Raw genomic sequence first — 13,378 nt, 5'->3', positions numbered from 1 at the left:
GGACCGGCCAGCTTCACTACAGACTGGCGACCACACCGGGACGCTCATTGTCCCAGATCATGCTGATCACCCGCCACCCATTTTCGTCCTTGTAGAGCTGGATCGAGTTGATGCCGCGCCGATCCAGGTCCTTGGCGTCGATCGAGCGCCGCGCCTCGTAGATGCTCCACACATGGGCGATATTGCCGAAGATATTGATCCGCCGTGCGGTTTCGATTTCGTAGAAATCATTCTCCGCGAAAAAGGGCGTGGTGTCGGCGGCATAGCTTTCGGGGTCCATGATCTTGATCGCCGGCTTGCCGTCGACATCGATCCAGGTGCGCATCTGCCGGCTGTCGTCATGGAAGGTGGTGCGCTGCCGCGACCAGTCACGCGGGCCGGCCGGGCCGGAAACGGTATCGTAAAGCACATCGAGCACCTTGCCGATGTCGATCTCGTCACTGGTCATGTGTGCGCCCTCCTCCTGAACCCCTGAGCGTTAGCGAGTTGCGAAGGGCACTGTCGACCGGAAGCTGCAATTGCTTCAGTCCGCCATGCGGCTTTCGATTGGTGCCCGGCCTGCAAGCCAAAGGGCCAGATTCCGGACATAGTGCCTGATCGACCGCTGCGCTTCCGGCGACCGCGACAGCCCATCACCCGGCCTCTCGCTGACGAAGCTCGGGCAACCGGCCGCCGGATCCCAGTTATAGTCCGCGAAATGGTGGAATGTGGACTGGGCCACGGCCGGACCACCAGCGCCGGACGGCTCGAAGGCGACGGCAATGTTGAATCGCCGGTCAGTCACCTTGCTCGTGCCCGTCGCGATCACCCGGGCGGACGGATCACCAGCGGGTACGCCGACCGCGCCCTCATGGGGATGCGCGGGAAGAAAATGGATGAGCCCGTCATCGGCCGCAGGATCCTGCAGCACGGGGTGCGCCGGGGCGACAACGGCGATCTCCTGGAAATCGCCGTTCGCGCCAGAATGATAGTTCGGCCAGGAAATATAGGTGGTTTCGCGATCGTCGATGACATGCCGCGTCTTATCCGGGTCGATATGTTTGCTGTGGAAAAAATGCGCATTGCCGACGCCGCCGAGCGAGCAGACGGAGCTCCCGAGATCCATATGGTCGCGGGTCACCAGCAGCCCCCCGCCCCGCTCTCGAAAGCGGCCAATCGCCGCACAATCCTCGGGATCGAGACCATCGCCCGTGTCGACCGCAAACAGCCACAGCTGATCGAAGTCCGACCGGTCAAGAGTCGATAGTACAGGATCGGGCGCGCCCGGCATCGTGCGATCGCGCGTCGTCACCGCGCATAGCGGGGCGCCGTCCTGATCGACAAGCCCCGCCAGGTGATCGCGCAACATCGAGAAGCGCCCGATATGCCAATCGTCGGCGATCGACGGGATCGTGGTCTGCAGCAGGATCTGTATCGGTCGCCTCATGATGATTCCTTTCGTGAGCCGCAAAGAGCCGGGCAGGTTGGACACTCGACCGCCATTTCGCAGCCACGGCGAACCGGCGGCTATCTATGCTCGGGAACGACTATTCTCACACCGGCGGCGAGCGGTGGCTCAACTGATTTTCGAGGCGGGCCAGTTTGTTCGGCGTGCTCACCCTATGCTCGGGTATAGTGCACTGCCCCCCTGCCTCCCGCCCGACGGAGATGCTCCGCAACGTCCCGCCTGAGCGGGATTCCCTGGATTTTTCGACGGAAAACCGCGCCTTTCTGTCTTGCGGGTGTCACAGAGCCGGTCTATCGTCTGCGAATAAGTCGCAAAAAGCGAGTCAGGTTAAGGGGAATGTCAAGAAGGCCTCCCCATGCGTGTCGCATCCGCCCCCTCCGCCGTCTGGACCATCATCGAAGGCGCAAGGAGCTGGCGCATCGCGCGCGATACCGGTGAGCCGGTGCAAGTAAGCCTGTACCGGCGTCTCGAATCACTGGGGGCCGGCCTGCTCGCGCCGGTGCTCGACAGCGTGATGATGCTGTTTGAGGCGCGGTTCGGACGACGGTTCCAGGCAGGCGGCCCATCGGACACCGCCTTCACGCGTGACGAGCTGCACCTGCTCGACATGCTGGAGGACGATGATGCGGCACCGCCAGCCGACCAACTCCACCCCGACCTCGCCAGCATGATGCGGATTGCGCTGCGCTCAATGCGGATCATGCTGCTGTCGGTCGCGGGCGAAGCGGCGAATGTCGTCATGCCATTCCCGCCATCGCCCCGTCCGGCGTAGCGGATCGTGCCTCCACGATGGGCAACGGTGTAAAGGCACTGGTTGCGGTGATCTCGCTTTGAACGGCGAAAGCTACTAGGCAAGCTGAAGCTATTGATCGTCATTGTGCCGACGGCGACCACCAGACCATCCAGGAACTCCATATGCCGATCACCATGGCCATAGGGCGCCCGATAATTGCCTGTGCGGCGGCGATGCTCGCCATCGCTCCCGCCGTTGCCATGGCCGAGACACCGCGCGAGCTGCTGTCTGTGGCCGCCTTTCAGACCACTGACAAAGCCAAGGCGCTGGCGCTGATCGGGCGCGCGATCGCTGACTCGGACCGGATATTGGCCGCCCGCCCCGGCGACCATGAAGCGACGCTCCAGCGCGGCGTCGCGATCGGTTACCGCGCCAAGCTCACGCGTAGCCGGTCTGATGCGCGTACGTCGCTGGCGATATTCGAAGCACTGGCGGCGCGCGACCCTCGGGATCCCGAGGCGCAGATGGTCATCGCCGGCTGGCATCTTGACGCGATCGATCAGCTGGGCGGATTCATGGCCCGGACGATGCTGGGCGCCAAGGCACAGGCAGGTGACGTCGCGCTGGCCCGCGCCGTTGCGCTTGGCGGCCAGAGCGCCTTCTATCCCGGGCTGGCGGCGATGATGCGGATCCGATCCGACAGCAGCAACGTCGCGGGCGCGCGCACCCTGGCCGAGGCGGCGGCTCGCGGCACCACGGTCACGCCCCTCGATACCCTGATGAAACGCAGTGCCGTGGCGATCCTGCCGGCCCTGCGCGCCAATAACGGCAAGGCGGCCGCGGCGCTGGCGCGAAAGCTGCTGCCCTTTGGAAGAATGGCGGGCTGAGGCGCGCTCCTGCCTCGCCTCCTCCCTGATCATCCGCTATCCATCGCCGCATGATCAAGACACTCATGGTTGCGGCCCGGGATCGCAATCGCCTCGCGGAGATCGTCGGCATTGCCACGCGCTACGGGCTCGACGTCCTGCTCGTGCGGCTGGGGCTCGAGGGCAAGGCGCGCGAAGTGGATGGTGCGATGGACGCCGACACCCTGCCCCATCGCACCCGGCTCGCGCTGGAAGCATTGGGTCCGACCTTCGTGAAGCTGGGACAGATTCTCGCCACTCGCGCCGACCTGCTGCCACCGCAATGGATCGAGGAGCTGGAGCATCTGCACAGCCGCGCCCCGACCCTGAAGTTCGAGACCCTCCGCGCGGACGTCGAAGCAGCGCTTGGTCAGCCGCCGGAGACCGCTTTTGCCGGCTTCGATGCCGCACCGCTGGCCGCCGCGTCGATGGCGCAGGTGCACCGCGCCACGCTTGCCGATGGCCGCCCGGTGGTGCTCAAGATCCGGCGGTCCGGCATTCGCCCGGTCATGGAAGCCGATCTCCGCCTGATCGCGCAGGTCGCGGCGATCGCCGAGAACGGCAACGCTGAGGCACGCCGCTTCGCCCCCGTCGCGATGGTCAGGCAATTGACGCAGGCAGTGCTGGAAGAACTGGATTTCAGCAATGAGGGCCGCAACGCCGACCGGCTGCGGGATGATTTTGCTGGTAACGACCGGCTGGTTATTCCGGAAATCCACTGGGAATGGACCTCCGAAACGCTGCTCGTCATGGACTATATCGACGGCGTGCCACCCCGCGATGGCGACACGCTGCGCGCCGCCGGGATCGACCCGGCCGAGATCGCGGGCCTGAGCGCCGACGTCGTGCTCGATATGGTGCTGATCAACGGTCGCTTCCATGCCGATCCGCATCCGGGCAATCTCCTCTGCCTGCCCGGCAATCGACTTGCCCTGCTCGACATGGGCATGATCGGCCATGTCAGCCCACGCCGGCGCGAAGAGTTTTTAAGCTTCGTCCAGTCATTGACATCGGGCGATCCGGCCGCGCTGGCCGACACGCTGATGATCTGGTCGAAGGACAGCGGCGCGCCGCGCGAACGCATCCTGGTCGCGGCGGAACAGCTGGTCGCACGGCACGGCGGACAGCGCCTCATCCTCAGCGCGATGGTGGCCGATTTCCTGCCGCTGCTGCGCAAGGAAGGCTTGATCATGCCGCCCGACCTATTGCTGATCTTCAAGGCGCTGGTCACGGTCGACGGCGTACTGACCGGCATCCAGCCCGGCTTCGATCTGTCGGAGGCGATGCGCCGCTCCTATATGCGGATCGTTGCCGCCCGCCTGTCGCCGGGAAGCTGGGGACCGGCGCTTGGCGCGCTGCTGTGGGAACTCGCCCGAATCGGCGACGACGCCCCGCGCCTGCTGCGCGCTGCGGTCCAGAAACTCGAGGGTGGTTCGACGAACACCGATGCGAACCAGCAGGATGTCGCTCAGGCGATTGCCGCGACCGGACGATGGATCGGAAGAGCCATCCTGCTCGCGGGCGCGACGATCGCGTTCGGGCTGATCGCGGCCGCCTGGCTGCGATGAGGGAATAAGTAGGGGATCTGAAGTTAATGTTGCGATCGCTTGTGTTGCTCGGCCTGTCGTTAAGCGCCCTCGACTCCGCCTCTGCGCAGTCGACACCTCCGATCAAGCCCGCCACGCGCGCCGATGCGACTGCGATCATTGCCGAGGCACGCAGGATCGTCGCGCCAGGAGGCATCGAAACACTGGAGAAAGTGCGCATCGGCGGGATCGATCAGTTCGTATCGGTCCGCGGCGTCGATCGCCGCAACCCGGTGCTGCTCTATATCCATGGCGGTCCGGGCTATCCGTCGATCCCGATGAGCTGGTGGACCGCGCAGGGCTGGCCCGAATATTTCACGGTCGTGCAATGGGATCAGCGCTCGACCGGCAAGACGCATCTGTTGACCGACCCAGCCGTCGTCGCGCCGACACTGACCAATGAGCGGATGGTCACCGACGCGGAGGAAATGGCGCAATGGGCGCGCAAGACGTTCGGCAAGCGCAAGATTTTCGTGCTCGGCCATTCCTATGGCAGCTATATCGGCCTTGAACTGGCGCAGCGGCATCCGGATTGGCTCCATGCCTATATCGGCGTGGCCCAGGTCACCGACCTGCTCGAAAGCGAGCGGCGCGGTTGGCGCTACGCGCTGGATGCGGCGCAGCGCGAGGGCAATGCCGAGGCGATCAGCGCGCTGCAATCGATCGCGCCCTATGCTGCCCCGGGCAAGCCGCCCAGCATCGAGCAACTGTATGTCGAGCGCAAATGGATGACCCATTTCGGCGGCGCGATGGCCTATCGCAGGAATTATGACGCCGATCAGGATCTCTCCAACCTCTCACCTGACTACACCGACCGGGAGATCGCGCATCAATGGGACGGGAACGTCTTCTCGACCCCGTATCTGTTCCCCGAACTGCTCCGCCGCGACCATATCGCGCCGAAGACGCTGGCCGTGCCGCTGATCCTGTTCGAGGGCCGCCATGACAAGAACGTCAATGCCGATGTCGCTGCGGAATGGTTCGACCGAGTAAAGGCGCCGGAGAAGCACCTCGTCTGGTTCGAGCATTCGGGGCACATGATCATGACCGAGGAACCCGGCAAGGCGCTCGTATCGCTGGTACGCTATGCCCGGCCCCTGGCCCAGCGCGTCGGCGACGTGGCACCATAGGGTTTTTCCATCGGCAGACGTCAAGTTTGAAACCACAACGCCCGAGGATTTCAGTGCCGTTCTTCGTCAGATCGATCATCGTCCTGCTCGCCCTTATGCCGGCGATGGCTAAAGCCGCCTGCCCGACCGGCGCCTATCATTCGCCGGCGGGGGATTTCGTCGTCATCGCGCCTCCGGCGAGTGATGCCGGAGCACAGCGTTATCTCTTCCGCGATGGGCGGCGCGGGGCGATCGGCGACCAGGCCGGGCACATCGCCTGCAATGCCGATGCCGTGTTGGTTGACGGGACACCGTGGAGCCGCATCGCGCTGACCGAGACGCTCACCACATTTGCCAGCGATGGCGCGATGCTGCGCGGCAAGCTGATCGCGCCGACCGGCAAGGAACGGCAACCGCTGGTCGTCATGGTCCATGGGTCGGAGCGCACGTCCGCCGTCACCATCTCGATCTACCCTTATGTCCTTGCCGCGCAGGGGATCACCGTTTTCGTCTATGACAAGCGTGGCACCGGCGGATCGGAGGGCGAATATACGCAGAATTTCGAATTGCTGGCCGACGACGCGGCGGCGGCGCTTGGCGCGGCACAGGGTATGACCGCCGGCCACTTTACCCGATCGGGCTATTTTGGCGGCAGCCAGGGCGGTTGGGTCGCGCCGCTCGCCGCAACCCGCAGCAAGGCGGACTTTGTCGCGGTCGGCTTTGGACTGGTCGCATCGCCGATCGAGGAAGACAGGGAGCAGATGATCTCCGAAGCGCGCGCTGCCCATTATGGGGACGCCGTTATTGCGGATATCGACCGGCTGTCCCGCGCCACCGACACGCTGGTGTCATCGCATTTTGCCAGGGGCTATGAGCAGCTTGAGCAATTGCGGCGTGCGTTCCACGACCAGCCATGGGCAAAATCGATCCGCGGCGAATATAGCGGCGACATGCTGCGCTCAAGCGATGCCGATCTCCGGCGCGTGGGTCAGGCGCGGTTCGATAATCTCGAACTCATCTGGCATTATGACGCTGCGGCCGCGCTCAGAAAGCTGAAAATACCGGTGCTATGGGTGCTCGCGGGCGAGGATCGGGAAGCGCCGATTGAGACGACACAGAAAGTGCTCACCGGCCTTGCTCGGTCGGGTCAGCATATCGACCGTTACCTGTTTCCGGACACCGACCATGGCATGGTCGAATTCACGCCCCTGCCGGATGGGTCGCGCAAGGCGACCCGCATCACCGACGGCTATTTCCGGCTGCTGGGCGACTGGATCAGGGGTGCCGCCAACGGATCCTATGGGCGCGGCCAGAGGCTACCATAGGATTGCCGATCGCCCTTTTCCTCCACGGTACGCGGATATCCCAATCCAGGCATACTCAGAATAGCGTAATCCAGGCAGGCGGGCCTCGCTTGCTGTCAGTGGCCAGCGCAGCGCCCAGGCTGGCAAACCGAGGATCGAGCAAGGCGGCGAGGTTGAAGGTCTGCAGCGCATTCCCCGGCGCCCAGGCATGTGGGGCATATTCTGCCTGACCGGCGGCGGCACGGTCGCGATCGAACTGAATCTTCGACCGGGCGAATTCGATATGCGTACGGGTGCCGCGCGCAAAATCGGCCAGCCAGTCAAGCGAGTGCGGCAAGCTTGCACCACCGGGTGCGCTCCAATTGAACCAACCCTCGCCATGCGCCCTGGCCGATAGCGCAGCCATCATCAGCGGATCGAGGTTATAGGTGACGTAATGAAGCGCGTCGCGCTCCTCGAAATCGAAGGTCGAACCATCGGGCCGCAGATTGGCCGCGATCTGCTTGCGATAGGCGGCACGAGCGCGGTCGATCAGCTTGCGATCGCCGGTCTGGAATGCCGCCATCGTCGCCAGCTTGATGCGGTGGCTCTGCCAGTTGGTGTTGGCGTTCTTGGGCCCTGCATCCATCGCGTCGAGATAACCGACTGCCATCCGGCGCCAGAACACGTCCAGGCGCGTCCGCGTTTCGGCCGGCAGATCGGCCTCGGTCAGGTCATAAGCCATGGCCAGCATGTCGAACCCGGTCTCGTCGATCGGGTTGAACGACATCTGATAAATGCGTGCCCAGGCATCGAGATAACGGCCGGTCTGGTCGAGGAATGCTCGTTCTCCGGTCAGGCGCCATGCAATCGCGAGATCAAGTACGATCGGCTGGTCGCGTTTGGCGACGAGGCTGATCTCGCGAATGCCCTTGCCGGGCAGCGTACCCTCGGTATGCAGGCGCGGGATCGCGCCGGGCGGGCGGGTCAGCGCGGCGCGCGCGCGCGCGATCGTCGCCCGGGCAGCATCGCTGTCGGCCTTGCCGGTCGCGAAGGTCGGGCCGAGCAATGCATAGCCGATGGTTGCCGCCGGCTGGGCGCTTGGCGGGATGGTATCGGCGATCGGCAACGGCGTGGCGGCTCCTCCCGCGCTGGAAGAGTATAGCAACAGCGTCACAGTCACAATCAGGGCGCGCTTCGCGATTCCGCGGCCGGAGCGCGCTGGAAGAGGTTCGGCGAAGCCCTCACTCTGGAAACCGGTGTCAGACATCATACGCAACTCTCCAGGCTGACAGAATGGCCAAGGCAATGTGCCAGTTCCAGTCAAAAAACGGGGCGGTCGTCGAGAAATCAACGGCCGCCCCGCAGGTCGCAGAGCCCTGCTAGAAGGAGGCGCGCAGGGTGGCTTGATAGGTTCGGCCGTCATAATCGATGCGCCGCGGCAGCATCGGATCGCTCTCATATTCTGCACGCGTCGCATTGGTCAGATTGAACGCGTCGAACGACAGCGAAATCTTCTTGGTGATGTTAATCGACGCCGAGGCATCGAGCTGACTGCGCGCCTTGACCGAGCGTGCGTCGCCAACGAAGCTGTTGCCGGCGGCCAGGTCATATTTGCCGCGCCAGTTATAGACCACGCGAAGGCCGAACAGCTTGGTCTCATAATAGCCGATCAGGTTGATATTATCGCGCGAAACGCTGGGGAGCGTGATCGGGTTGCCGGCCGGATCCTTTCCGGAAATCGAGGTATAGGTATAGTTCGCTGCACCGCCGAAATTCTTCAGGAAGCCGGGCAGGAAATCGAAATTCTGCTGGATGGCAAATTCCGCGCCGCGCACCCGGATCGGCCTTTGATTGGTGACGCCGCTGATCAGGACGCGAGCGTCGGTCGGATTGCCACTCGCTCCGCGAATCTGGTTTGAGCTAAAGCAATCGATGCCGTTGCGCCGCAAATTACCCAGGCCGAAATCGAGCCCGTTGATCAGACCGTTGGCAGGACATAACAGATTTTGATCGGTGATCGGACCAATATAGTCCTTCACATTCTTCTGATAGAGCGCGATCGCGAACAATCCGCCCGGGCGATTATACCATTCCAGCGACAGATCGAACGAATCGGCACTATAGGGTTTGATATTGGTGGCGCCGATGATCACCGTATAGACCGGATCGGTCGCCGGCGTGGCAGGGGGATCGACAAACAACCCTTCCGGCAACGCGACGGAGGTGATCGGCACGGTATCGCGCGGCTGCGGACGGACATAGGTTTTATAATATGCGCCGCGCAGCAACAGCTTGTCGCTCAAGTCCGCCGCGAACATGAAAGATGGCAGCCAATAGCCATAGTCCCGCTCGTAGGTTCGTTCCGTCACCTGATGGTTGACCGGCCCGGCAAGGTTGGACAAGGCCACGGCGCAGTTCCGGCAATCCAGCGCGATGATCTTGTTGTTGGTGCGCTCGTAGCGAAGGCCGACGCTCCCGCGGATCTTGATACCACCGAGGTTGCCGTTGAACTTGGCAATGCCATAGGCTGAGAGAACATTGGTGCGATTGACGAAGTTATTGTTCCAGTAATTGGCGTCCCAATAATTGTTGACCAGGCCGTAAGGGGTCAGGAAGACGCCTGTCCCCGGGCCGATGACGAACTGGCCCGGCAAGCCGTTCGGGTTGGTGGTCGTGTTGCGCGGCAGCGTATTGACCGGTGTGATCGCTGCAAGAACCTGATCGACGCTGAGCGAACGCCAGGCGCTCGTATATCCCCCGGCCGTGCCGCCGAAAAAGTCGTTCACATAGGGATTCACCACCGACATGCCCGGCGTGATGTTCCCGGCATTCGTACCGAGCGAGGTATTGCGCGAACCGGTCGAGGTATATTTGTTCTGTTCATACCGGGCGCCGACGGCAAACGCGGATAGAAAACTGCCCTCGAAGCTGCGCTCGATATCGATTTGCCCGGCATTGAGCTGATTGAGCCCCCGGCCGTTAGTGCCGGTAATCCCGAAGCGATTACCCTGGATGTTCGCGGCTTGGCCCGGCATCGGCGCGCCGGCCTGTGTCGCCTGGTTGGCAGCCGAGGGGAGCGGATAGCCGCCGAGCGGAATATGCGAAGCGTTGGGTGTGTTCAGCTTGATGTTGAAATTGGAAAGGTCCGTGCCGCCGGTGAAGACCGAGGCCGTGATACCATTCAGCCCCGCTGAACCAAGATTGCGGTAGGGATTCTGGATGATATCGAGTTCGATTTGGTTGGCCAGCACCTCGGCCCGCGAAATAGTACCCTGTAGAGCGACACGCCACTTGTCGTTCTTGAATTCGGCCGTGGGCGTGATCGCCCATGTCTTCTGCTTGGCAGGTTCGGACCGGATCGAGTCGAACGTGTTGATATTCTCCGCGGAGAATTGGTTGATATAGGCCCGGCGTCCAGCCGCCGTGTCGACCGAATAGGGCGTACCGAGGTTGGTGATGTGCGCCACCGCCGACCCCGCCACCAGCCCCGTGTTCGTATTGTTGCCGGGGCCCGCATCGACATAAAGCAAATGGTTCGTACCCTGCGACAAATTGCGCTCGGTATAAAAACCGGTCGTGCCGAATTTGAGCTCGTCCGACGCCTGCCATTCGAAACCACCGGCACCCGTCAGCAAATGGCCTTTGTTGAACCTGACGAACTGACGCATCTGGCTCGGATAATAGACTCCGCCCGGATATTGCGCGGCAAGCGCATCATACACCGGGTTGAAGCCGGCCGCTGCCTGATTGCCGACCTGAATAGCGCCCAGCCGATTGCCCCAGCTGTTGACCGAGATCGAATCCCGGCGGAACTTCTCCTTCTTGTAGGCGACCACCCCGAACACCGCGAAATCAGGGGTGATATGGGTGCTATAGCCGCCGGAGAATTGCGGACTGCCGAGGTCGCCAAGGTCGTTATATTCGTAAGACGCCTTAACGAAGCCGCCTTCCTTGCGGGACAGCGCCGGCGCGATCCGCAAATCGATATTGCCCGAAAGGCCACCGGCCAGATTGGACGCATCGGGCGATTTGATCACCGTGATCGATGAAAAAATGTCGGAGTTGAAAGCGCCCAGCGGCGTTGATGCGGTGTTGCTCGCACTCGACAGGATCGGGTCGGCAAAGCCGACACCGTTCAGCGTGGTACGTGCAAACGTCCCGGGCAAGCCACGCAGGCTGATCGTCGCATTGCGTGAATCCGCCTCGCGGTTGATCTGCACGCCGGGAAGCCGCTGGATCGCCTCACCCACATTGAGGTCGGGAAAGCGGCCCAGGCCGTCCGACGAAATCGAGTCCGTGATCTGCGTGGACTCCCGCTTGGTGCGGAGCGCATCGGCATAGGATTGGCGAAAGCCGGTAACGACGATGTCGTCCTGCGAACCCGATGGTTCCGACTGAGGTAATTCGGCGTCAGCCGGCGTGGCCGGATCCACTTGCGGCGGCGCGTCCTGAGCCCAGGCCGAACTCGCTACGAGCAAAGCGCACACAGCCGCACCGGTGCGCAGACCAACTGTCCTCATAATCCCCCCCTGTTGCCCGACCCGGATGCCAGCTCGACTCTCGCGAACGTCTTGTCACCGGTGTCAGCGCTAATCATCTCCGATACGCAATGCATGTCAACAGGAAATTCGATAATTTGTACGACAAATATGGCCCACTTGGAGGAATCTCCTCTCCTGTGAACCTTCCGAGCAATGAGCATATGCAAAAAATGGCGGGGTTATCCGCTCATCCGCGCATCGCATCATGCTCCGCCAATCCATTATCGAAACCGGGAGAAGAATGGCATCATGTCGAAAAACGGGAAGATTCGACGTGGGATGCACCGCAATATGGTGCAAATTCTGACACCGGTAGACAGATGATCCGCGCGGCTGTTCAGATCAACATATGGGATGCCCGGATCACTGTGCGTTTGATCCGATCCATCCGTAACCCGCGATGGTCCAGAATTCACGGCTCTGGCCTTCAGCGGTGCCCTAGGCGACCCATCCCCAATTTAAGTGTATGATATATTAGGAGTTATATAGGCCTGCGCCGAAAGCGGCGGCAGCAGAGATATGCAACGACCGGTGTCCCATATCTCTGCCGCTCGCCCCGGCTGCGCAGCGCCGACGGCCCTTCCTGATTGTCGAAACGGGATTGCCACGGCGCGACCGGTGGCTCGTTCTCTAAACCCTCACCGCGACCGTCCGCGCGCCGTGACCGGCCAGATATCGATCAGCGTATTGCCGCGCACCACATGATAGGCATCGTACAGATTGACAGTCGGATCGCAGTGCGGAACCTGCAGGCTCACCACATCGGCCAGCCGCCGTCCCTCCCCTGCGGGAAAGATCGCGCCATGTTCGTCGCCCATGAAGCGATAGGCCGCCCCCTCGGGCGCGCCCGCGACCACCACCGGTGATCCGCCATCGGTGGCGAATGCCTTGTAGCCGGCGTCGATAGTGACCATGCCCGGCATATTGGCACTGACAACGCGGGCGTCGACAACCAGCGCGGTTTCGTACAACTGACCGCCATCGCCACCCAGGTCGCATTCGGCATATTGCCGGTCCATGAAGACATAAGAGCCGACCTGAAGCTCGGTAAAGACACCCAGATCACCGTCGATCCGATGCGTACCGGTGCCGCCCCCGCTAACGATCGCGGCCGGCGTACCGGCCGTTTCAAGTGCCGTGACGATGCTGGAGAGGTAGGCAGTGCGCTCCTCGATCGCCGTGCGACGATCGGCATAAGCGGCGATATGCTGGTGAATGCCGCAATAATATTGCAGCCCCTTGAAGCTGAGCGAGGAGTGCGCCGCGATGTCGCTTGCCAGGGTCAGTGCAGCGTCGAGCGAGCCAACGCCGGTGCGATGGATGCCGGGGTCGATGTCGATCATGACGCCCAGCGGACGATCAGCGGAAAAGGCTGCCGCCAGTGCGCGGACATTGTCGGGATGATCGACAACCACCATCAGGTCGGCGATCCGCTCATGGAGTGCCGCCAGCCGGGCAATCGCCGGGGCCGATACCACCGGTGAGGTGATCAGCACGCTGGCAATCTCGCCGCTTTCGGTCAGTGCTTCGGCCTCGCCCAGCTTGGCACAGCAAATACCGACCGCTCCCGCCGCGAGCTGGAGGCGCGCGATATCCAGGCTCTTGTGCGTCTTGGCATGCGGCCGCAGCGTCACCCCCTTTTCGGCAGCGAAATCGGCCATGCGCGCGAGATTGCGATCGAGTGCATCGCGATCGATGACCAGCACCGGCGTGTTGAGCGCGGCGCGCGAACCCTGCTGATCGATAAGGCCTTCGTGGAGGTGAAGGTCAG

The 13,378-nt window shown here is 62.7% G+C and carries 10 protein-coding genes; 5 read left to right on the top strand and 5 right to left on the bottom strand.

Annotated features, from left to right (window positions below):
- Positions 1–16: 16 nt before the first annotated feature.
- The gene (locus tag ACRECS_RS21160) at positions 17–448 is read right to left on the bottom strand and encodes a hypothetical protein (RefSeq protein WP_431584942.1); all 432 of its coding nucleotides are present in this window, start codon (positions 446–448) and stop codon (positions 17–19) included.
- Positions 449–523: 75 nt separating this feature from the next.
- A complete protein-coding gene (locus tag ACRECS_RS21155; RefSeq protein WP_431584941.1) occupies positions 524–1,426 on the bottom strand; it encodes a hypothetical protein in 903 nt (300 codons plus the stop codon).
- Between the two features lie 376 nt (positions 1,427–1,802).
- On the opposite strand from ACRECS_RS21155, the gene ACRECS_RS21150 reads away from it, so the two are divergent.
- The 5 genes from ACRECS_RS21150 to ACRECS_RS21130 all read left to right on the top strand — a co-directional run bounded on the left by ACRECS_RS21150 (position 1,803) and on the right by ACRECS_RS21130 (position 7,105).
- Positions 1,803–2,219 carry a hypothetical protein gene (locus ACRECS_RS21150; RefSeq protein WP_431584940.1) on the top strand — a complete coding sequence of 139 codons (417 nt, stop codon included), beginning with the start codon at positions 1,803–1,805 and terminating at the stop codon, positions 2,217–2,219.
- Between the two features lie 143 nt (positions 2,220–2,362).
- Positions 2,363–3,067 (top strand): hypothetical protein, encoded by a 705-nt coding sequence (locus tag ACRECS_RS21145; RefSeq protein WP_431584939.1) that lies wholly within the window; start codon positions 2,363–2,365, stop codon positions 3,065–3,067.
- 50 nt (positions 3,068–3,117) lie between these two features.
- Positions 3,118–4,653, top strand: coding sequence for an ABC1 kinase family protein (locus ACRECS_RS21140; protein WP_431584938.1), 1,536 nt, complete (start codon positions 3,118–3,120; stop codon positions 4,651–4,653).
- Between the two features lie 26 nt (positions 4,654–4,679).
- Positions 4,680–5,801: an alpha/beta fold hydrolase gene (locus ACRECS_RS21135; RefSeq protein WP_431584937.1), complete on the top strand. Its 1,122-nt coding sequence runs from the start codon at positions 4,680–4,682 to the stop codon at positions 5,799–5,801.
- A 53-nt stretch (positions 5,802–5,854) separates the two neighbouring features.
- Positions 5,855–7,105, top strand: a complete 1,251-nt coding sequence (locus tag ACRECS_RS21130) for an alpha/beta hydrolase family protein (RefSeq protein WP_431584936.1) — start codon at positions 5,855–5,857, stop codon at positions 7,103–7,105.
- Positions 7,106–7,160: 55 nt separating this feature from the next.
- On the opposite strand, the gene ACRECS_RS21125 is transcribed toward ACRECS_RS21130, so the two are convergent.
- The 3 genes from ACRECS_RS21125 to ACRECS_RS21115 all read right to left on the bottom strand — a co-directional run.
- Positions 7,161–8,336, bottom strand: a complete 1,176-nt coding sequence (locus ACRECS_RS21125; RefSeq protein ID WP_431584935.1) for an alginate lyase family protein — start codon at positions 8,334–8,336, stop codon at positions 7,161–7,163.
- A 109-nt stretch (positions 8,337–8,445) separates the two neighbouring features.
- Positions 8,446–11,586: a TonB-dependent receptor gene (locus tag ACRECS_RS21120; RefSeq protein ID WP_431584934.1), complete on the bottom strand. Its 3,141-nt coding sequence runs from the start codon at positions 11,584–11,586 to the stop codon at positions 8,446–8,448.
- Between the two features lie 659 nt (positions 11,587–12,245).
- The coding region (locus ACRECS_RS21115) for a DSD1 family PLP-dependent enzyme (protein WP_431584933.1) at positions 12,246–13,378 on the bottom strand (1,133 nt) is incomplete at its 5' end.

This window comes from Sphingomonas sp. (assembly GCF_050725575.1).
In the GTDB taxonomy this organism is placed as follows: Bacteria; Pseudomonadota; Alphaproteobacteria; order Sphingomonadales; family Sphingomonadaceae; genus Sphingomonas.
This window is presented reverse-complemented; position numbering and strand designations above follow the sequence as displayed.